Below are 21,191 nucleotides of genomic sequence, written 5' to 3'. Positions count from 1 at the left end.
GGGATCAGAGCAGGCTCTTGAGCCGCAGCAGGTCGCGGAAGCCGGCCTCCAGCCTGACCCGGCCGGAGGCCCAGGCCTTGGCGAACTTCAGCTCGCCCGCCACCATCGCCACCAGGTCGTCGCCCGTCATCGCCAGCCGGATCTCGGCCTTGGCGGCGGGCGGGCCGGGCGCGACCGCGTCGACCCGGATCCGGCCGCCTTCGAGGCGGCCGGTGAAGGTCTGGTCGAGGTCGGTGATGTGGCAGCTCAGGGAGCGGTCGAGCGCGGCCGCGCCGCGCACGTCGCCGTCGGCCCGCGCCAGGTTGCCGGAGAGTTGGTCGAGTGCTTCGCGGCACTCCTCGATCGTAGCCATCGTGATCACGACCGTACCGCAGAGCCGTGTGTGGTCGCGGCGCGCTACGGGGTAGCGTCGGGGCATGACCGACGAAGTGCCCGCCTCCGCTCCGGACGTCCCCGAGGGGCCCGAGGACCTCGCGGCGCCCGCGGCGCCCGCGCCGCTGGGCCTCGTACGCACCCCCACCGGCCACGCCGGGGTGGACGCGCGCCTGGAGCGGCTGGCCGACGCCGACCACCTCACGGCGGACGGGCACGTCGAGGTGTACGAGGATGTGCACGGGGGACTGCGCGACGCGCTGACCGCGCTGGACGCACCGCCCGTCCCCGGACCGTACGAAAACAGGAGCTGAACCGAACGTGGCAGGAGTGGCACGACGCCGCCTGGACGCCGAACTGGTACGCCGCAGCATGGCCCGCTCGCGCGAGCACGCGGCCCAGCTGATCGCCGCGGGCCGGGTGACCGTCGGCGGCGCCACCGCGACCAAGCCGGCCACCCAGGTCGAGACCAGCGCGGCCCTCGTGGTCCTCAAGGACGACAGCGACCCCGACTACGTCTCGCGCGGCGGCCACAAGCTGGCGGGCGCCCTCGCGGCCTTCCGGCCGCAGGGGCTCGTCGTCGAGGGCCGCCGGGCGCTGGACGCCGGGGCCTCGACGGGCGGCTTCACCGACGTGCTGCTGCGCGCGGGCGTGGCCCACGTCGTCGCCGTCGACGTCGGCTACGGACAGCTCGCCTGGTCGCTGCAGAGCGACGAGCGGGTCACCGTCAAGGACCGCACGAACGTCCGCGAACTCACCGTGGAGCTGATCGACGGGGTACCGGCCGACCTGGTCGTCGGAGACCTGTCCTTCATCTCCATCGGGCTCGTCCTGCCCGCACTGGTGCGCTGCTGCGCCCCGGACGCCGACCTGGTGCTGATGGTCAAGCCGCAGTTCGAGGTCGGCAAGGAGCGTCTGGGCAGCGGCGGAGTGGTCCGCAGCCCCGAGCTTCGGGCCGAGGCCGTACGGGACGTCGCGGCGCAGGCGTGGAAGTCGGGACTGGGCGTGGCCGGGGTGACGGCGAGTCCGCTGCCGGGGCCCTCGGGCAACGTCGAGTACTTTCTGTGGCTTAGGGCGGGGGCACCGGCGCTCGACCCGGCGGAAGTTGACCGTGCAGTGGCGGAGGGGCCTCAGTGACAGATTCTGTGGGGGAACGGGCTTCAGAGGAACGAGCTCCGGAGGCGGGGGCCGCGGAGGGCCGAACCGTCTTCCTGCTCGCGCACACCGGGCGGCCGGCGGCCATCCGGAGCGCCGAGCTGGTCGTACGGGGCCTGCTGCGCAGCGGGCTGGGGGTGCGGGTCCTGCGGTACGAGGCCGCGGACCTGCCGCTGCCGCCCGAGGTGGAGCTCGTCGACGAGTGCACGCCCGAGGTGTTCGACGGCTGTGAGCTGCTGATCGTGCTGGGCGGGGACGGCACCCTGCTGCGCGGCGCGGAGTTCGCGCGCGGCTCGGGGGTGCCGATGCTCGGCGTCAACCTGGGCCGGGTGGGGTTCCTCGCCGAGGCGGAGCGGGACGACCTGGACAAGGTCGTCGACCGGGTGGTGACGCGCGAGTACGAGGTCGAGGAGCGGATGACGCTCGACGTGATCGTGCGGACCAACGGGGACGTCGTCCACCAGGACTGGGCGCTGAACGAGGCGGCCGTCCAGAAGGTGTCCCCGGAGCGGATGCTGGAGGTGGTCCTGGAGGTCGACGGGCGCCCGGTGTCCGGGTTCGGCTGTGACGGGATCGTCTGCGCCACGCCGACGGGCTCGACGGCGTACGCCTTCTCGGCGGGCGGGCCGGTGGTCTGGCCGGAGGTGGAGGCGCTGCTGATGGTTCCGATCAGCGCGCACGCGCTGTTCGCGAAGCCGCTGGTGACCTCGCCGGACTCGGTGCTGGCGGTGGAGGTGCAGACCGGCACCCCGCACGGGGTGCTGTGGTGCGACGGGCGGCGGACGCTGGAGCTGCCGTCGGGCGCGCGGGTGGAGGTCCGCCGGGGCGCGGTGCCGGTACGGCTCGCCCGGCTGCACCACGCCTCCTTCACGGACCGGCTCGTCGCGAAGTTCGCGCTGCCCGTGTCGGGGTGGCGCGGGGCACCGCATTAGCACATCCGTTCGGGAAACTCTCCAAGGGTGACGTCACATGGCACCGGTGAAACCTCGGTATCGTCGTCCCGTGCTTGAGGAGATGCGGATACGGTCGCTGGGTGTCATCGACGACGCGGTGGTCGAGCTGTCGCCCGGTTTCACCGCGGTGACCGGCGAGACCGGCGCGGGCAAGACCATGGTCGTCACCAGCCTCGGGCTGCTGCTCGGCGGCCGCGCCGACCCGGCCCTGGTGCGGATCGGCGCGAAGGCGGCCGTCGTGGAGGGCCGCCTCGTCATGCGCCCCGACGCGGCCGCCGCCGTACGCGCCGAGGAAGCCGGGGCCGAGCTTGACGACGGCGCCCTGCTGATCAGCCGGACGGTGTCCGCCGAGGGGCGCTCGCGCGCCCACGTCGGCGGCCGCTCCGTGCCCGTCGGGCTGCTCGCCGAACTCGCCGACGACCTGGTCGCCGTCCACGGGCAGACCGACCAGCAGGGGCTGCTGCGGCCCGCCCGGCAGCGCCAGGCCCTCGACCGGTACGCCGGGAACGCCGTCGCCGTCCCCCTGGAGAAGTACGCGGGCGCCTACAGGCGGCTGCGCGCGGTCGCCGCCGAACTGGAGGAGATCACCACCCGGGCCCGGGAGCGGGCCCAGGAGGCGGACCTGCTGCGCTTCGGGCTGGAGGAGATCGCGGCCGTGGAGCCGCTGGCCGGCGAGGACACCGAACTCGCGGCCGAGGCCGAACGGCTCGGGCACGCGGAGGGGCTGGCCTCGGCGGCGCAGCTCGCGCACGCGGCCCTGGCCGGCAATCCGGAGGACCCCGAGGGCATCGACGCGAACACCCTGGTCGCGGGCGCCCACCGGGCCCTGGAATCCGTACGCTCCCACGACCCGGCCCTCGGCGCTCTCGCCGAGCGGATCGGGGAGCTGGGCATCCTGCTCGGCGACGTGGCCGGGGAGCTGGCCGGGTACGCCGACGACCTGGACGCCGATCCGCTGCGGCTCGCCGCGGTGGAGGAGCGCCGGGCGGCGCTGACGCAGCTGACCCGCAAGTACGGCGATTCGATCGACTCCGTACTGGAGTGGGCCCAGCAGGGTTCGGCGCGGCTGCTGGAACTCGACGGCGACGACGGGCGGATCACCGAACTCACCGCCGAGCGCGACGGGCTGCGCGAGGAACTCTCCCAGCTGGCGCAGGCGTTGACCGACGCCCGGGTGGAGGCGGCCGCACGGTTCGCGTCCGCCGTGACGCAGGAGCTGGCCTCGCTGGCGATGCCGCACGCGCGGGTCACCTTCGACATCCGCCAGACCGAGTCCGCCGAGGGCGCCGAAAGCGTCGAGGTCGGCGGCCGCGACGTGGCGTACGGCCCCTCGGGCGCCGACGAGGTCGAACTGCTGCTGGCCCCGCACCCGGGTGCCCAGCCGCGGCCGATCGCCAAGGGCGCCTCGGGCGGTGAGCTCTCCCGGGTGATGCTGGCGGTGGAGGTCGTCTTCGCGGGCTCCGACCCGGTGCCGACGTACCTCTTCGACGAGGTCGACGCGGGCGTCGGCGGCAAGGCGGCGGTCGAGGTCGGGCGGCGGCTCGCGAAGCTGGCCAAGTCGGCGCAGGTCGTGGTCGTCACGCACCTCCCACAGGTGGCCGCGTTCGCCGACCGGCAGCTCCTCGTGGAGAAGACCGTCGACGGGGCCGTGACCCGAAGCGGCGTCACCGTCCTGGAGGGCGAGGACCGCATCCGCGAACTCTCCCGCATGCTGGCCGGCCAGGAGGACTCGGAAACCGCCCGCGCCCACGCCGAAGAACTCCTCGCGGCGGCCCGCGCGGACGCGTGACCGAGCCCCGGCCCCCGGTAGGCGTCAGTCGGGGGCCGTACCGGTGCTGCGCTTGCGGGCGATGTCGTACGCCCAGGCGTGCGTGGACACCTTCTTGTCCACCGAGAAGTGGCGGCCCGTGGCGGCGTCGAGCACCACGTGGAACTCCTCCATGAGCCGGGGCCAGTCCGCCCGTGCGAAATCCTCGTCGGACCAGCCGTACAGTCGCCGCAGCTCGTCCTTGACCTCGGCGAAGAACGTCCGGACCGGGCGCGCGGGCCTGCCCACCCGGACGCCGGCCGCGCTCAGGCGCGCCTGCTGCTCCTCGGTGGCCCGCAGCCACTTGGACCCGCTGTCCCGCAGCTCGGCGTAGTCGACCCAGGCCCAGAAGCTCTCCGCGTCGGCCACGTCGGGCGCCTCCCGGTGGTGGTCGGCGCACAGCAGCGCGAAGTTCCGTACGTCCATGGACCCGCCGAGCGAGGCGGGAACGACGTGGGCGCGCTCGACGGGAGTGGCCCAGCAGACGAGACAGCAGGCCTCCTCCATGCCGAGGTACTCGGCTATGGCCTTGACACTGGGCGCGGACCTGCGCTCGGCCGGTTCGTGCTCGCGCGGCCGCAGGGGCAGCGCGCCGTGGTCGTAGCCGTACCCGCCGCTGCCGTCGGCCGGGGGACCGATCACCAGCGACTCGGGGAGGTCGTCGCTCTGGTTCGGGTTTTCCACGTGGATCAGCGGGGTCCGGGCCTCGGTGAGGAACGGCAGCAGGTAGCCGAGGGTGAACTCCTGCATCAGCTCCCAGGCGTCGTCGTCGTAGCCGCCCGCCGAATTGCGGTGTCCCTGTACGTCGAGGAAGAGGATGCGGGGCACCCCCGGGTGCTGCCGCCGGACTTCCCGGACGAGCTGGAAGATGCGCTGCGCGGCGCGCTCGAAGTCCTCGTACACCGCCATGTCGTGGTAGATCGCGATCGGTTTCGCGGCTCCGCTCCGGCGGGGGTGCCGCTGCTTCTTCCTGCCCATCCGCCCGTATCCGCCCTCGTGGTAGTCGCCGGACCGCATTCGCCGACGGCAAGGATCTCAGGGGCCTCTGACAGGGCCTCTGACAGGGCGTCGGGGTGGGTCGGGGTAGTCCTTGTGGGTGAGGCTGGGGGGCGTCTCGCGGTATCTCGTACGGGATACGCACCCGTATGGTCCCGGAACGCGCGTGCGGACTGGCATTCTGGGCGTCGTCTCTGCCTCCCTCACCCACCCAGGAGCTTCGGCCCGTGAGCAGCTCCCCGGTCCCGGTACCCGCCCAGGCCCCGCCGTACGGGCGGACGCCGCTGCGCACCGTGCAAGTGCTCGACGGCGCCGGCGCGGGCAGTGGTACGCACGTGCGCTCGCTCGCGACCGGGCTCGCCGCGCGCGGGGTGCGGGTCACGGTGTGCGCCCCCGTCGAGGCGGAGGGGGAGTACGACTTCACCGGCGCCGGGGCCTCGTTCGCGCCGGACGCGGTGAGCGCGCTGCGGGCGGCGTGCGCCGGGGCGGACGTGGTGCACGCGCACGGCGTACGGGCCGGGCTGCGGGCCTCGCTGGCGCTGCGCGGGCACCGGGCGCCGCTGGTGGTGTCCTGGCACGGCGCCCCGGAGGCCGGGGGCGCGCTGGGGCGGCTGAGCCGGCTGCTGGAGCGGCGGGTGGCGCGGGCGGCGGCGGTGGTCCTGGGGTCCTCGTCGGACCAGGTGGACCTGGCGCGGCTGCGCGGTGCGCGGGACGCTCGGCTCGCGGCGGTGGCCGCCCCGGGGCCGGCGGCGGCCACCGCCGCGGATCCGGGGAAGGCACGGGCGGAACTCGGGGCGGTGGAGCGGCCGCTGGTGATCGCGGTCGGCGGTCTGGTGCCGCGGCGGGGCTACTCCGTACTGCTGGACGCGGCGCGGGAGTGGCGGGGACTGGACCCGGTACCGCTGCTGGTGATCGCGGGGGAGGGGCCGCAGCGGGAGGAACTGGCCCGGCGGATCGAGCTGGAGGCGCTGCCGGTGCGGCTTCTGGGCCGGCGCCGGGACGCGGCGGAGCTCCTCGCGGCGGCGGACGTCGCGGTGCTGACGAGCCGCTGGGAGGGCCGCTCGCTGCTCGCGCAGGAGGCGCTGCGGGCCGGGGTGGCGCTGGTGGCCACGGCGGTGGGCGGGGTACCCGAGCTGGTCGGGGACGCGGCGGTGCTGGTGCCGTACGGGGACCGGGGCGCGCTGGCCGCGGCGGTCGCCGGGCTGCTCGGTGACCCGGCCCGGCGCGCCGAACTCGCCGCGGCGGGCCGGGCGCAGGCGGCGACCTGGCCGTCGGAGGACGACACGGTGGCGCAGGTCCTGGCGGTCTACGACGAGCTGATGGAACGCCGGCCCCGCTGACGCTCCCCCGGGGCCGGAGCCACCTCCTGGCGTCCCCGGGAACGTCCTTGCGTAGGGTTGCCCCCGGGAATCCTGTGACGGGTACATGCAAGGGGGAACCGGGTGGGTTCGTTCGAGGAGGAATGGGCGCGTCTGAGGGGCGGCCCTTCGGGTGAGCCCGGCATGCGGCTCGCCAGCGTCCCCGCCGCGGACGGCGGCGGTGGCGGTGGTGGTGGCGGGGACGCTGACGTGCAGTCCACCAGGCCCGCGTGGACGGCGGCGGGCACCGCGGTCGGCGGCCTGGCCGGCGACGTGAAGAAGGCGCTGACCGGTCTCGAAACCGGCCAGACGGGCCTCGCCGCCAAGGGCGCGGTGGAGAGCGCGGGCGCGCAGTCCGAGGTGTACGCGAGCTGGAAGACGTACCTGGAGGCGCTCTCCGGCCGGTGCACCGCCCTGCAGGGCAAGCTGGAGCGGGCGGGCAACGATCTGTTCCTGACCGACGACAACCTCAACGGCCTCTTCACCGAGCTGGCGAAGCAGTACCAGGACACCCCGGCCACCGGCGGTCAGGAAAGGTGACCTGAGCCATGGACATCGAGGCACTGAAGACCTTCAAGCCGCACGAGTTCGAGGAAGCGGCGACCGGGTACCGCTCGGCCAGTGACATGGCGAGCCAGGCCAAGGACGCGCTGGAGCAGCGGATCACGGCCCAGATGCAGAAGGCCCTCAAGGGCAAGGCGCTCGACGCCGCGGTCACCCAGCTGCGCGAGGTGGCGAAGGACTTCCACTACGTCCAGGTCGAGTGCGGCCTGGTGGGCACCGCCCTGAACGCCTTCGCGGCCGACGTGCGCCCCGCGCAGAAGAAGCTGGAGCAGGCGCTGTCGGAGGCCGCCGAGCGGAAGTTCACGGTGGGCGCCGACGGTTCGGTGTCCTATCCGGCGGCGGGCGAGAACCCCGGCGGTTCGCCGCCCGGGCCCGGCTCGGCGAGCGGCACCCTGTCCGAGCAGGCCCGTGCGATCCAGCGGCAGGCGGGCAACTTCGACCCGAACCCGAACTACGCGCTCGCCCAGGACATCGCCAACCGCATCGCGGAGGCGGTGCGGGAGGCCACCGAGGCGGACCAGAAGTGGGCGCCGCAGCTGCGGGCGCTCAAGGCGGACGACGACCTGGTCGTCTCCGACGAGGACTGGGCGGACGTCGCGAAGGACGCGCAGGGCGTCAGCGGGGCGGGCCGGCACTACCTGGACTCGCTGCCGCAGCCCCCGAAGGACGGCAGCCCGCAGGCCAACGCGGACTGGTGGAAGGGGCTCGACGCGGACCAGCGCGCGGCATGGGTCTCGCTCCGCCCGGACGCCGTCGGCGGACTCGACGGCCTGCCCGCCACGACCCGCGACGAGGCCAACCGCGCAGTCTTCGACGAGAAGCGGGGCACGTACCGGACGACGCTGAACGGCATCCCCAAGCCGCCCGCCAACGAGTGGACGTGGATCACCGCCGGCATGTACCCCTCCAAGGTGCACACCGACGAGTGGATGGAGTGGGACAAGAAGTACGGCGACGAGTACCGGCACCTGGAGACCTCCCTCCACGGGATGGAGAGCATCCAGAAGCGGTTCGACTCGACGGGGCTGAACGACCTGCCCGAGGCGTACCTGCTCGGCTTCAGCCCGGAGGGCAACGGCCGCGCGATCGTCGCCAACGGCAACCCGGACACGGCCGTCCACCAGGCCGTCTACGTACCGGGCACGACCTCGAACCTGGGGAGCATCGGCGGGGACATCGGGCGCATGGAGAACGTCTGGCGCACGGCCACCGACGCGGCGGACGGCAAGCCGGTCTCCACGATCACCTGGCTCGGCTACGACGCCCCGCAGGACATCGTCAAGGACTCGCCGTTCAGCCACTACGCCAACGACGGGGCCCCGGCCTTCAACCGGTTCATGGACGGCCTCGACGCCTCGCACACCGGCGACTCGGAGCCGCACCGCACTGCGATCGGCCACTCGTACGGGACGACCCTCATCGGATCGGCGGCCCGGCAGGGCGACCTGAACGCGGACGACATCATCACCGCGGGCAGCCCGGGCGTCCAGGTGCCGAAGGCGGAACAGCTGGACGTGCCCAAGGGACACGTCTGGAACCAGGAGGCCGACGGCGACCCGGTACCGGACATCGGCCGCTTCGGACACGGCGGCACCGACTGGGACGGTCCGTGGCGGATCCCCAGCGACGAGGTGTTCGGGGCGAACCAGATGACTACCGGCAGCAACGTCTCCGGCCACAGCGAATACTGGAAGGAGGGGTCCGAGAGCCTGCGCAACCAGGGGCAGGTCGTGGCGGGCCACGGAGAGAACGTGACCCTGAAGCCGCCTCCGAACCACTGGGATCACATGAGGTGAGGCTTTCCCGCTCCCCGGTCCGACCGACGATTGAGACCCCGATTTGAAGATCAAACCGGGCGCCCCGGCGCTCCTCGTGTCCCTGGCCCTCATCACCCTCACTGGATGCGGCATGAACGACTCCTCCGGCTCCGCCACCCCCTCCGGCTCCGCCGACTCGGCCGAAGCCCCCCTCGTGGGCACCAGCACCTCGCGCGACGCGGCCGACGCCGTGGAGAAGGCGTCGAGCGAGCTCTACGACCTGATCGGGGTCAAGGGGAAGGGCTCCGAGAGCCGTTCCGGCGTGATGGAGTGCGAGGGCAAGGACCCGGCCACGTACTTCAAGGTCTTCCACCCGTGGAGCTTCTACCCGGCCTCGGCCGACCAGCTCGACGAGGCGATGGAGCGGCTCAAGAGCGAACTGCCCAAGCACGGCTGGAAGGTCGTCCGCTACGAGCCGGACACGAGCCAGGCCAAGAACCTGGTCCTCACCGCGGACAACACCGAGAAGAAGTACGGCGTCAGCGTCGTCCAGATGAAGAAGAACGATCCGCCGAAGCTGAGCCTGACCGTCGTCTCCGGCTGCTACCGGGTTCCCGAGGGCAAGGAAGTCGACAGGTTCTGACCCGGGCGCTCTGACCCGGGCGGCTCTGCGCCCGGGAGCTCCTGCCCGGGCGGCGTCAGGAAGCCGTGTGGCGGCGGGCGCGCAGCGCGAGGCTCAGGGAGAGGACCGTCTCCGGGTCGTCGAGGTCCGTACCCAGCAGCTCCGCGATGCGGGCCAGCCGGTTGTACAGCGTCTGGCGGTTCAGATGGAGCTCGCGCGCCGTCTCCGCCTTGCGGCCCGCATGGGCCAGGTACGTCTCCAGGGTCGGGAGCAGCGGCGGCCGCGAGGTGGTGTCGTGCACCCGGAGCGGGCCGATCGCGCGGTCCACGAACGCCGCCAGGTCGGGATGCTCCCGCAGCCGCCACAGCAGCAGGTCGATGTCCAGGCGCCGCGCGTCGTACCAGGGCCGGGCCGGCAGGCCGTGGGCGGCCGTCGCCGTCTCGGCGGCGTGGCGCAGCCCCGCGGAGGCCGCCGCCCAGCCGCCGGCGACGCCGACCACCACCGCCGGCGGGGCGGCGGCCCGGTCCAGGCCGGCCCGCTCCACGCCCGCCCGCAGCGCCGCCGCGACCCGGTCCGCGACCGCCGTGCGCTCCGATTCCGCGCGGAGCGAGACCAGCAGCGGGACCCGGCCCTCCACCGGGCGGACCCCGAGCAGGACGGGGACCCCGACCGAGGAGAGCTCCTCCAGGACCGCGCGGGCCAGGACGGCCCAGTTGCCCGACGGCCCGAGGTCCGAGGACAGCCGCATGACCACCGGCAGGAGCGGCCCGGAGCCCGGTTTGAAGCCCAGGACGCGTGCCTGCGCCGGTGCGTCCTCGGCCGAGATGCGGCCCTCCGCCAGGTCCGTGAGGAAGTCCCCGCGCCCGCGCGCCGCCAGCTCGTCCTCCTGCCGCGCCTGCATCAGTACGACGGCCAGCACCCCCGCCGTCCGCTCCGCCGCCATCCGGTGCACCGGCTGCAGCGGCGCCGAGACCCCGACCAGGACGACCCGCGCCCGGACCGATCCCGTGCCGTGCCCCCCGCCGGGGACGTCGATGACCACCGTGTTGGCAGACGGCTCCGCCTCGCGCTGGCCCCGCAGGCCCTCCCACACCTGGAGCGGGTCCGCGGCGGCCTCCCCGGAGACCGGGCCGGCCCCGTACAGCAGCTGCCCGTCGGGGGTCTCCAGGAACACCGGGTTCGCGGTGAAGTCCGCCAGGACGCGCAGCACCTGCGGGATGCCGCCGCCGCCCAGCAGGGCCTCCGTACAGCGCCGGTGGACCTCCTCGGCGCGCTGGAGCAGCGCGTAGTGGTGGTTGACGATCTCGGTGTGGACCTCCTCCGTCACCGCCACGAAGGGGACTTCCCGGTGCAGCTGGACCAGCGGCAGCCCCGCGGCCCGTGCCGTCTCGACGAGGGTCGCCGGGAGCCGGGTGAAGCGCGGGCCCAGCTCGACGACCAGCGCGGCGATCCCCCGGTCCGCGAGACGGCGTACGAAGGCGCGCTGTTCGGCGGGCCGGGTGCCGAGGCCGAGGCCGGTGGTCAGCAGCAGCTCGCCGCCCTTGAGGAGGGAGGCGATGTTGGGGACCTCGCCCGCGTGCACCCAGCGCACGGTCCGGCCGAGGCGGTCGGCGCAGGCCACCACCTCGGGCAGGCCGCCGCGCAGTCCCGGCAGTTCCAGCGCCCGCTGAACGGTGATGCCGCCCTGATTGTCCATGTCGCGGGACGCTACCAGGGGGTCAGGCCGGGATGATGTTGTGGTTGTAGCGGAACACGTTGTCCGGGTCGTACTCCCGCTTCACCGCGGCCAGCCTGGCCAGGTTGTCCGAGCCGAGCCCCGCGACCACCCGCTCGGGGCCCTCGTCGCCGGTGAAGTTCAGGTACACCGCGCCGGTGCTCCAGGGCTGGACGTCGGTCCGGGTGTCGCGGACCCACTGGATGGCGCGGGCGTCGTCCGCCGGGTCCTCCCAGATCCCGAACGGGTGCACGGCCCAGGGCGCCCCGCGGTACGGGACCGGCCACTCGGAGGGGCCCGCCGCGATCGCGCCGCCCTGCGGGAACAGGACGTGCTGGCAGCCCGAGGGCACCGGCATGGAGTCGGCCCGGGCGCAGAACACGTCGAGCAGTTCGTCCGGGGCCTCGTTCAGGTACTCGGCGGACCAGTAGTTGCGCAGGTCGGGCGGGTCGTCGAACTGGCACTGGAAGTCCGCGTACGGCAGGGCCGTGACCATCTCCACCTCGTGCGGGACCGCCAGCAGCGGCGCTGCGAGCGCGCGCACCTCCTCCTCGGGCCCGGTGTACGTGAGGAGGGCGCCGGCGAGCAGGCTGCCGACCAGGTGCGGCGGGATGAACTCCGCGGGCGGCCCGGTCAGGTAGAGGACCCCGCCACCGGCCTCGTCCGGACCGGAGGCGATGATGTCGCGGTACGCGCGGGTCAGCGCCGGCCCGTGCTCGGGCAGGGCCATCACCATGGCCACCGAGAACACCGGCAGGTCGTGCAGCCGCAGCGTCAGCGAGGTGGCGACGCCGAAGTTCCCGCCGCCGCCGTGCAGGGCCCAGAACAGCTCGGGGTTCTCCTCCGCCGTCGCCTCGATCACCTGCCCGTCGGCGGTCACCAGCTCGACGCCCAGCAGATTGTCCACGGCCAGCCCGAACTTGCGGTCCACCCAGCCGGAGCCGCCGCCGAGCACGTAACCGCCCAGGCCCGTGGTGGAGGCCCGGCCGCCGGTCGTCGCGAGGCCGTACGGCTGGCAGGCCCGGTCCAGGTGGCTCATCGTGGCGCCGCCCTGGGCCCGTACCGCCTTCGCCGCCGGATGGACCGTCACCTCGTGCATCCGGCGCAGGTCCACGACCACCCCGCCGTCGTTGAGGGACATCCCGGCGACACTGTGCCCGCCGCCGCGCACCGCGACGCGCAGGTCCAGCTCCCGGGCGAAGCGCACGGTGGTGGCCACGTCCGAGACGCTCTCGCACTGGGCGATGACGGCGGGTCTGCGGTCGATCATCGCGTTGAAGAGCGCGCGGGCCTCGTCGTAGCCCGGATCGTCCGCGGTGAACACGGCACCGGACAGATCCTCGCGGAGCGCGGCGAGCGCCGTGCCCGCCTTGGAGAGGGGAGCCATGGTGTGCCCCTCCTTCCGGAGGACGGCAGGACCATTCCAGCGTAGGCGGCGCCGGTTGCGGCGGCGCGGCGGGCCGGGGGCGGCCCATCGCGCCGCCCCCCACCGGCCGTCAGCCCCCGTACGCTCCGCTGGCCGTCAGGCGCAGGGCCGTGTCGATCAGGGGGACGTGGCTGAACGCCTGCGGGAAGTTGCCGACCTGGCGCTGGAGGCGCGGGTCCCACTCCTCGGCCAGCAGCCCGAGGTCGTTGCGCAGGGCCAGCAGGCGCTCGAACAGCCGGCGGGCCTCGTCGACCCGGCCGATCATCGCGAGGTCGTCGGCCATCCAGAACGAGCACGCCAGGAAGGCCCCCTCGTCGCCCGCGAGGCCGTCGACGCCGGCCTCCTCGCCGGAGGTCGGGTAGCGCAGGATGAAGCCGTCGGGCGTGGACAGCTCCCGCTGGATCGCCTCGATGGTGCCGATGACCCGCTTGTCGTCCGGCGGCAGGAAGCCCATCTGGGGGATGAGCAGCAGCGAGGCGTCGAGCTCCTTCGACCCGTACGACTGGGTGAAGGTGTTGCGCTCCTTGTCGTAGCCCTTCTCGCAGACGTCCTCGTGGATCTCGTCGCGCAGTTCGCGCCACCGCTCCAGCGGGCCGTCCGCGTCGCCGCTCTCGATCAGCTTGATCGTGCGGTCCACGGCCACCCAGGCCATCACCTTCGAGTGCACGAAGTGCCGGCGCGGGCCGCGCACCTCCCAGATGCCCTCGTCGGGCTGGTCCCAGTGGGTCTCCAGGTAGCGGATCAGCTTGAGCTGGAGCAGCGAGGCGTAGTCGTTGCGGGCCAGGCCCGTCATGTGGCCCAGGTGCAGGGCCTCGGTGACCTCGCCGTACACGTCGAGCTGGAGCTGGCCGGCGGCGCCGTTGCCGACGCGGACCGGCCGGGAGTTCTCGTACCCCGGCAGCCAGTCGAGTTCGGTCTCGCCGAGTTCGCGCTCGCCGGCGATGCCGTACATGATCTGCAGGTTCTCCGGGTCCCCGGCCACCGCGCGCAGCAGCCACTCGCGCCAGGCGCGGGCCTCCTCGCGGTAGCCGGTGCGCAGCAGCGAGGACAGGGTGATCGCCGCGTCCCGCAGCCAGGTGTAGCGGTAGTCCCAGTTGCGGACGCCGCCGATCTCCTCCGGGAGGGAGGTGGTCGGCGCGGCGACGATCCCGCCCGTCGGGGCGTACGTGAGCGCCTTGAGGGTGATCAGGGAGCGGATCACCGCCTCCCGGTAGGGCCCGTGGTACGTGCACTGCTCGACCCACTCGCGCCAGAACTCGGCGGTGGCCTCCAGCGCCGCCTCGGCGTCGGGGGACTCCGGGGCGTTGCGGTGCGAGGGCTGCCAGCTGATGCAGAACGCGCGCCGGTCGCCGGGGCCGACGGTGAAGTCGGAGTACGTCGTCAGGTCCTCGCCGTACGTCTGCGCGTCGGTGTCCAGCCAGACCGAGTCGGGGCCGGCGACGGCGACCGTGCGCCCGTCGGCCTTGTGCACCCAGGGCACGACCCGGCCGTAGCTGAAGCGCATGCGCAGCGCCGAGCGCATCCGCACGCGCCCGCTGACGCCCTCCACGATGCGGATGAGCTGCGGAGCGTGGTCCTCGCGGGGCGGCATGAAATCGATCACCCGGACCGTGCCGCGGGGGGTGTCCCACTCCGATTCCAGCACCAGCGAGTCACCGCGGTAGCTGCGCCGGCTCGCCGCCGGCGCCTCACCACCGGAGGGGAACGACGGGCCGATCCGCCAGAACCCGTGGTCCTCGGTGCCGAGAATGCCCGCGAAGACGGCATGGGAATCGAAACGTGGCAGACACAACCAGTCCACCGATCCGTCCCGGCAGACCAGCGCGGCTGTCTGCATGTCCCCGATCAGTGCGTAATCCTCGATGCGCCCGGACACGTTGCATCTCCAGTCGAACGGCCACGTCCGCCCCGAAGGGCGCTTGCAATGCGCGGTTGCGCGGTCTCCCGTGTGGAGAAACCCCCGCATCGAGCCATGATTCCTTAAGCCGGCGGGGTCGCGCCGTCTGCCGGACTGCTCGGGGGGCGATGTGCAGCGATTATCCGAGCAGGATATGACGGCACCCTAAGTGATCTCCGTAAGCCCGCGAACAATGTGGCTGGGCCGAACGGGTGACCCTGCGGATGACCAGGCAGGACGCTCCCGCCGGGCCTGTCGCGAAGCGGCCCGGCAGCGTGGCCGGAGGCGGACCCGTCCGGGCGCTGATAGGCTGGTACCCCGTGGACCGGTGGTCTGCCTGTGCGAATCAGGAGCCCCGAAACCGCAGCTTCGGCGCCCCCTGAGACCTGGGAACACCCCTCCGGATCGATGGTGGCCGGCGCCGGACGCACCTCACTTCGCGACCACGGGAGCCCCCTCTTGGCGATGCCGCCCAAATCTCTGACGACCAAGCACATCTTCGTCACCGGGGGTGTCGCTTCCTCCCTCGGCAAGGGCCTGACGGCCTCCAGCCTGGGTGCGCTGCTGAAGGCGCGCGGCCTGCGGGTCACGATGCAGAAGCTCGACCCGTACCTGAACGTCGACCCGGGCACGATGAACCCGTTCCAGCACGGTGAGGTGTTCGTCACCAACGACGGCGCCGAGACCGACCTGGACATCGGCCACTACGAGCGCTTCCTCGACGTCGACCTCGACGGCTCGGCCAACGTCACCACCGGCCAGGTCTACTCGCAGGTCATCGCCAAGGAGCGGCGCGGCGAGTACCTCGGTGACACCGTGCAGGTCATCCCGCACATCACCAACGAGATCAAGCACCGCATCCGGCGCATGGCGACCGAGGACGTCGACGTCGTCATCACCGAGGTCGGCGGCACCGTCGGCGACATCGAGTCGCTGCCGTTCCTGGAGACCGTCCGCCAGGTCCGCCACGAGGTCGGCCGCGACAACGTCTTCGTCGTGCACATCTCGCTGCTGCCCTACATCGGACCCTCCGGCGAGCTGAAGACCAAGCCGACCCAGCACTCGGTCGCGGCACTGCGCAACATCGGCATCCAGCCCGACGCCATCGTGCTGCGCGCCGACCGCGAGGTCCCGACCTCCATCAAGCGCAAGATCTCGCTGATGTGCGACGTCGACGAGGCGGCCGTCGTCGCGGCCATCGACGCCAAGTCGATCTACGACATCCCCAAGGTGCTGCACACCGAGGGCCTGGACGCGTACGTCGTGCGCAAGCTCGACCTGCCGTTCCGCGACGTGGACTGGAGGGTCTGGGAGGACCTGCTGGACCGGGTCCACAACCCCGACCACGAGGTCAAGGTCGCGCTCGTCGGCAAGTACATCGACCTGCCCGACGCGTACCTGTCGGTGACCGAGGCGCTGCGCGCCGGCGGCTTCGCCAACAAGGCCCGCGTCCAGATCAAGTGGGTCACCTCCGACGACTGCAAGACCCCGGCCGGCGCCGCCGCGGTGCTCGGCGACGTGGACGCGATCTGCGTGCCCGGCGGCTTCGGCGACCGCGGTGTCAACGGCAAGGTCGGCGCGATCACCTACGCCCGCGAGAACAAGATCCCGCTGCTCGGCCTGTGCCTGGGCCTGCAGTGCGTGGTCATCGAGGCCGCGCGCAACCTGGCGGGCATCGAGGACGCGAACTCCACCGAGTTCGACGCCTCCACCCCCCACCCGGTGATCTCGACCATGGAGGAGCAGCTGGCCTTCGTCGAGGGCGCGGGCGACCTGGGCGGCACCATGCGGCTCGGCATGTACCCGGCGAAGCTCGCCGAGGGCTCGATCGTCCGCGAGGTCTACGGCGACCAGGCGTACGTGGACGAGCGCCACCGCCACCGCTACGAGGTCAACAACGCCTACCGCGGCGAGCTGGAGAAGAAGGCGGGCATCGTCTTCTCCGGCACCTCCCCGGACAACAAGCTCGTCGAGTACGTCGAGTACCCGCGCGAGGTGCACCCCTACCTGGTGGCCACCCAGGCCCACCCGGAGCTGCGCTCGCGCCCGACCCGCCCGCACCCGCTGTTCGCGGGTCTGGTGAAGGCGGCCGTGGAGCGTCAGCAGGCGGCCAAGTAGCCTGCCGGGCCCGAACGCATAACGTAGGCAGCCGGGGTACGGAGTTCCGTACCCCGGCTGTCGCGCGTTGTGGAGGACTACGGGGCATGAACATCAAGGACACGCCGGAATCCTGGGAGACCGTGTCGACGCGGCGCCCGTTCGAGGGCGCGAAGACGTCGGTGAACTCCGACATGGTCCGGATGCCGGACGGGTCCACCGTCCGCCGCGACTACCAGGTGCACCCCGGCTCGGTGTGCGTGCTGGCGCTGGACGCGGCCGGGCGGGTGCTGGTGCTCAGCCAGTACCGGCACCCGGTGGGCCGCCGGCTCTGGGAGCTGCCGGCCGGGCTGCTGGACGTACCGGGGGAGAACCCGCTGCACGGAGCGCAGCGGGAGCTGTTCGAGGAGGCGTACGTCAAGGCCGACGACTGGCGGGTGCTCACCGACTACTACGCCTCGCCCGGCGGCTCGGACGAGGCGATCCGGGTCTTCCTCGCCCGGGGCGTCTCGGAGGCGGAGGGGGAGCGGTACGCGGAGTCCGGCTCGGAGGAGGCGGACATGCAGGTGGACTGGGTGCCGCTGGAAGAGCTCGTACGGGGCGTCCTCGCGGGCGAGCTGGGCAACTCCGGGCTGGTGGTGGGCGTACTGTCGCTCGCCGCCGCGCTGGCGGCCGAGGGCGGCGCCGACGCGCTGCGCCCGGCCACGGCCCCCTGGCCGGCCCGCCCGTACGAGGCCTGAGCCGTACGGGGCACCCCGGACGGCGTGGTGTGACCATCGGCTGATCCGATCGGGCGATGTGCCCGCCGCGCTCCACACGGGTCGTCGCTCTGCGTGAACTACGCTCGCAACCCGAAGGCAGGGAGAGGAGCGGATCCGTGACGGATTTCGTCGGGCGGCGGCGTGAGCTCAAGGAGCTTCGCGAGGACATCGCCCGGACCGGGCTCGACACCCTCTCCGGCCGGAAGGCGAAGGCGCCCCGCGCGCGGGTCCTGCTCGTCGCCGGACGCCCCGGTTCCGGCCGGACCGCGCTCGCCGAGGCGTTCGTCCGCGAGGTCGGCGCCGACTACCCCGACGGAGTCCTGCGCACCCGCCTCACCACCCCCGGCGGGGAGACCGTCGCCACGGAGCGGGCCCTGCGCGGCCTGCTCGAAACGCTCGGACGGCCCACCCCGCCCGGCGCCTCCGAGGACGAGCTCAGCTCCGCCCTGCGCACCGCCCTCGCCGACCGCAAGGCGATCCTGCTCGTCGACGACGCCGCGGACCCCTTCCAGGTCGACGCCCTGCTCCCCGACACGCCCGAGTGCCTGGTCGTCGTCACCGCCGAAGGACCCCTCACCGGGATTCCGGATGTCCGCCCCTGCACCCTCGGCGGGCTCGACACCACCTCCGCCGTGGCGATGCTCGCGCGCCGGATGGGGGACACCCGCGTCACCGTCGACCCGCGCGCCGCCGAGGGCCTCGCCGAGGAGTGCGGGGGCCAGCCCGCCGCGCTGGCCCTGGTCGGGGGCTGGCTCGCCGCCCACCCCAAGGCCGCCGTCGCCGACGTGGCCAAGCAGCTCCACGAGATGCCGCCGGGCATCAACGGCCCGCTCGGCCGGGCGTTCCGGCTCGTCTACGAATCCCTGCCGCAGCCCGCGCAGCGCACCCTGCGGCTGCTTCCGCTCGCGCCCGCCGGCGTCCTCGACTCGCACACCGCCTCCGCCCTCGCCGGCTGCTCCGTGAACGCCGCCCAGTCCACCCTGGAGGACTTCGCCGGGCTGGGACTCGTCCGGCAGGGAGAGGGCGGCCTGTTCCAGCTGCCCGGCTGCCTCACCCCGTTCCTGCGGGCCCTGCTGGAGGCCAAGGAACGCCCCGCCGAGGTCCAGCTGGCCCGGGCGCGGATGCTGGAGCGCACCGTCCGGCTGCTGCACTCCTGCCGGGCGATGGCCACCGAGGAGGAGGACCCGGGCATCGGCGGTCCCGAGAAGCTGGGCGGGCTGCCCCGCGCCCTGCGCTTCCCCGACCGGCGGGCCGCCGCGACCTGGCTGGACACCCGGCTGCCCGCGCTGTCGGCGGCCGCGTCCCTCGCGGTCGCGGACGGCGAGCTGGACACCCTGGCCCGCCGGCTGGTCGCCGCCCTCGTACGGGCCCTCGCCGAGCACCGCGGCACCGCCGCCGCCGCGCCCGAGCTGTACGGGCTGCACCGGCTGGTCCTGGACGTGGCCGAGCGCCGGAACCTGCACCGGGAGCAGGCCGCCGCGCTGCTGAACCTGGCCGACCTGGACGCCGAGACCGGCCGGACCCAGGAGGCGCTGGAGCGCTACCGGGCCGCGCTGGACGCGGGACGGGCGGCGAACGATCCGTACGCCACCGGCCGCGCGATGGAATCCGTAGGCGGCGCCTACCAGGAGCTCCGTGACTGGCACCGGGCCTCCGACTGGTTCGGCCGGGCCCTGTCCCACGCCCTCGCGCGGGGGGAGCGCGCGGACGAGGCCAGGCTGTACGGGCGGCTCGGCAACGTGCACACGTACGCGGGCCGCTACGGGGACGCGCTGCGCAGCTGGCGCACGGCCGCCGCGGGCTACCGGAAGCTGACCGATGTGCCCGGCCAGGCCAAGGCGTTGAGCGAGATGGCGCGGGTGCAGGAGTACGCCGGGCGGCCCGAGGAATCGCTGCACACCTGCCGCGAGGCGGTGGACCTCGCGCGCCGGGCCGGGGACCTGCGACTTCAGGCCGCGCTGGAGGTCCGGCTGGCCGACACGCTGGACCGGCTCGGCGATCCCGCGGCGGCCAGGCTGCACCGGTCCACGGCTGACAGATTGCTGGGAGACGACCCCGCAGCCTGCGAAATCCGCAGTGATTCCGACTGAAGTTATTTGTTTGCAAGGCTAGACAGCGCGTCGTCCTTCATTAGACTGGCTTCACCACGACAACCCGTGGTGCATCCCGTTGCGCGTTCTTGTGGGCGGGTATGTATGTAAGTGCCCTGAAAAATCCCCTGAGCCAAGGACCGTGATCGACGATGAAGGTCGGCATCCCCCGCGAGGTCAAGAACAACGAGTTCCGGGTCGCCATCACGCCCGCCGGCGTGCATGAGCTGGTCCGGGGCGGCCACCAGGTCTTCGTCGAGCAGAACGCCGGCGTGGGCTCCTCGATCACGGACGCCGAGTACGTCTCGGCCGGCGCCGAGATCCTCGGTACCGCCGATGAGGTCTGGGCCACCGCGGACCTGCTCCTCAAGGTCAAGGAGCCCATCGCGGAGGAGTACCACCGCCTCCGCAAGGACCAGACGCTCTTCACGTACCTGCACCTCGCGGCCTCCCGCGAGTGCACGGACGCCCTCCTGGCGTCCGGCACCACCGCCATCGCCTACGAGACGGTCGAGCTCGCCAACCGCGCGCTCCCGCTGCTCGCCCCGATGTCCGAGGTCGCGGGCCGCCTGGCCCCGCAGGTCGGCGCCTACCACCTGATGCGCTCGGCCGGCGGCCGTGGCGTCCTCCCCGGCGGCGTGCCCGGCACCCACGCGGGCGAGTGCGTGGTCATCGGCGGCGGCGTCTCCGGCTGGAACGCCGCGCAGATCGCCATCGGCATGGGCTTCCACGTGACCCTGCTGGACCGCGACATCAACAAGCTCCGCGAGGCCGACAAGGTCTTCGGCACGAAGATCAAGACGATCGTCTCCAACGCCTTCGAGCTGGAGAAGGCCGTCATCGAGGCCGACCTCGTCATCGGCGCGGTGCTGATCCCGGGTGCGAAGGCCCCGAAGCTGGTCACCAACGAGCTCGTCGCCAAGATGAAGCCCGGAAGTGTCCTTGTCGACATTGCGATCGACCAGGGCGGCTGCTTCGAGGACTCCCGTCCGACCACCCACGCCGAGCCGACCTTCATGGTCCACAACTCGGTCTTCTACTGCGTCGCCAACATGCCGGGCGCGGTGCCGAACACCTCCACCTACGCCCTGACGAACGCGACCCTGCCGTACATCGTGCAGCTCGCGAACCTCGGCTGGGCCGAGGCGCTGCGCCGTGACCCGGCGCTCGCCCTGGGTCTCAACACCCATGACGGCCAGGTCGTTTACGGCCCGGTCGCCGAGGCCCACGGCATGCCGACCCTTGAGCTGGGCACGCTGCTCGGCTGATCAGCCGGACCTCGTCAACGACTGACGTCAATCTCACGTCTCCGGCCGGACCTTGCCCGCAAGGTCCGGCCGGACGCGTTTGCGGAGGACCCGTCCGTACCGCTCAACTCGCCTCGAACGTAACCCTTTAACCCTTTCGCGCACCCGCGAAACTTCGCGGTGACAGCCCGCACGCCCTTGACAGAGTGGTGTTCGGTTGCCGACACAACGCGTCGGGTCCGGTGGATTGTGTTGCCGCTGGGCGGTGACACGCCATAGAGTCGCCAACCGTCGGCATGGTGCCACGCTGACCTATCGATAAGTGTCCTGGTCACGTCCGAGGAGGTAAGACGACTTGTGAATGAGTCGACATTT

At 72.8% G+C, this 21,191-nt stretch carries 17 protein-coding genes; 12 read left to right on the top strand and 5 right to left on the bottom strand.

The genetic code is table 11. The features are described 5' to 3' along the window. Positions 1 to 4: 4 nt before the first annotated feature. Complete coding sequence (locus tag IE248_RS24070) at positions 5 to 352, bottom strand: SCP2 sterol-binding domain-containing protein (protein ID WP_037799459.1); 348 nt, start codon at positions 350 to 352, stop codon at positions 5 to 7. Positions 353 to 416: 64 nt separating this feature from the next. Between IE248_RS24070 and IE248_RS24065 the strand changes: the two genes are divergently transcribed. The 4 genes from IE248_RS24065 (at position 417) to recN (ending at position 4,269) form a co-directional block, all read left to right on the top strand. Next, positions 417 to 686, top strand: coding sequence for a hypothetical protein (locus IE248_RS24065; protein WP_190031628.1), 270 nt, complete (start codon positions 417 to 419; stop codon positions 684 to 686). 7 nt (positions 687 to 693) lie between these two features. Then, positions 694 to 1,509, top strand: a complete 816-nt coding sequence (locus IE248_RS24060; protein ID WP_008742731.1) for a TlyA family RNA methyltransferase — start codon at positions 694 to 696, stop codon at positions 1,507 to 1,509. 8 nt (positions 1,510 to 1,517) lie between these two features. Next, positions 1,518 to 2,459, top strand: a complete 942-nt coding sequence (locus IE248_RS24055; RefSeq protein ID WP_124290154.1) for an NAD kinase — start codon at positions 1,518 to 1,520, stop codon at positions 2,457 to 2,459. A gap of 82 nt (positions 2,460 to 2,541) precedes the next feature. Further along, positions 2,542 to 4,269: a DNA repair protein RecN gene (recN, locus tag IE248_RS24050; protein ID WP_190031642.1), complete on the top strand. Its 1,728-nt coding sequence runs from the start codon at positions 2,542 to 2,544 to the stop codon at positions 4,267 to 4,269. Between the two features lie 24 nt (positions 4,270 to 4,293). Here recN and IE248_RS37505 read toward each other — a convergent pair whose 3' ends face one another. Further along, positions 4,294 to 5,304: an HNH endonuclease signature motif containing protein gene (locus IE248_RS37505; protein ID WP_229895478.1), complete on the bottom strand. Its 1,011-nt coding sequence runs from the start codon at positions 5,302 to 5,304 to the stop codon at positions 4,294 to 4,296. A 206-nt stretch (positions 5,305 to 5,510) separates the two neighbouring features. Between IE248_RS37505 and IE248_RS24040 the strand changes: the two genes are divergently transcribed. The 4 genes from IE248_RS24040 to IE248_RS24025 all read left to right on the top strand — a co-directional run bounded on the left by IE248_RS24040 (position 5,511) and on the right by IE248_RS24025 (position 9,605). Continuing rightward, positions 5,511 to 6,623, top strand: coding sequence for a glycosyltransferase family 4 protein (locus tag IE248_RS24040; protein WP_037797343.1), 1,113 nt, complete (start codon positions 5,511 to 5,513; stop codon positions 6,621 to 6,623). A gap of 162 nt (positions 6,624 to 6,785) precedes the next feature. Beyond that, positions 6,786 to 7,181: a hypothetical protein gene (locus IE248_RS24035; RefSeq protein ID WP_100582328.1), complete on the top strand. Its 396-nt coding sequence runs from the start codon at positions 6,786 to 6,788 to the stop codon at positions 7,179 to 7,181. A gap of 8 nt (positions 7,182 to 7,189) precedes the next feature. Further along, positions 7,190 to 9,001 (top strand): alpha/beta hydrolase, encoded by a 1,812-nt coding sequence (locus tag IE248_RS24030; protein WP_100582329.1) that lies wholly within the window; start codon positions 7,190 to 7,192, stop codon positions 8,999 to 9,001. Between the two features lie 43 nt (positions 9,002 to 9,044). Further along, positions 9,045 to 9,605 carry a hypothetical protein gene (locus IE248_RS24025; protein WP_008742724.1) on the top strand — a complete coding sequence of 187 codons (561 nt, stop codon included), beginning with the start codon at positions 9,045 to 9,047 and terminating at the stop codon, positions 9,603 to 9,605. A 55-nt stretch (positions 9,606 to 9,660) separates the two neighbouring features. On the opposite strand, the gene IE248_RS24020 is transcribed toward IE248_RS24025, so the two are convergent. From IE248_RS24020 to IE248_RS24010, 3 genes are all read right to left on the bottom strand, one after another. Next, positions 9,661 to 11,280, bottom strand: coding sequence for a PucR family transcriptional regulator (locus tag IE248_RS24020; protein ID WP_190031627.1), 1,620 nt, complete (start codon positions 11,278 to 11,280; stop codon positions 9,661 to 9,663). A gap of 22 nt (positions 11,281 to 11,302) precedes the next feature. Beyond that, positions 11,303 to 12,685 carry an FAD-binding oxidoreductase gene (locus tag IE248_RS24015; protein ID WP_190031626.1) on the bottom strand — a complete coding sequence of 461 codons (1,383 nt, stop codon included), beginning with the start codon at positions 12,683 to 12,685 and terminating at the stop codon, positions 11,303 to 11,305. A 109-nt stretch (positions 12,686 to 12,794) separates the two neighbouring features. Then, on the bottom strand, positions 12,795 to 14,600 hold the full coding sequence (locus IE248_RS24010) for a glycoside hydrolase family 15 protein (RefSeq protein ID WP_008742720.1): 1,806 nt from the start codon (positions 14,598 to 14,600) through the stop codon (positions 12,795 to 12,797). A gap of 486 nt (positions 14,601 to 15,086) precedes the next feature. Between IE248_RS24010 and pyrG the strand changes: the two genes are divergently transcribed. The 4 genes from pyrG (at position 15,087) to ald (ending at position 20,837) form a co-directional block, all read left to right on the top strand. Further along, positions 15,087 to 16,739, top strand: coding sequence for a CTP synthase (gene pyrG / locus IE248_RS24005; protein WP_008742719.1), 1,653 nt, complete (start codon positions 15,087 to 15,089; stop codon positions 16,737 to 16,739). Between the two features lie 86 nt (positions 16,740 to 16,825). Next, entirely contained in the window at positions 16,826 to 17,458 is a 633-nt protein-coding gene (locus IE248_RS24000) for an NUDIX domain-containing protein (protein ID WP_073797199.1), read from the top strand. Between the two features lie 56 nt (positions 17,459 to 17,514). Next, a complete protein-coding gene (locus IE248_RS23995) occupies positions 17,515 to 19,569 on the top strand; it encodes a tetratricopeptide repeat protein (RefSeq protein WP_100582331.1) in 2,055 nt (684 codons plus the stop codon). A 152-nt stretch (positions 19,570 to 19,721) separates the two neighbouring features. Then, positions 19,722 to 20,837 (top strand): alanine dehydrogenase, encoded by a 1,116-nt coding sequence (ald, locus tag IE248_RS23990; protein ID WP_100582332.1) that lies wholly within the window; start codon positions 19,722 to 19,724, stop codon positions 20,835 to 20,837. Positions 20,838 to 21,191: the final 354 nt, after the last annotated feature.

The sequence above is a fragment of the Streptomyces goshikiensis genome, assembly GCF_014650555.1.
GTDB classification, from domain to species: Bacteria; Actinomycetota; Actinomycetes; order Streptomycetales; family Streptomycetaceae; genus Streptomyces; species Streptomyces goshikiensis.
This window is presented reverse-complemented; position numbering and strand designations above follow the sequence as displayed.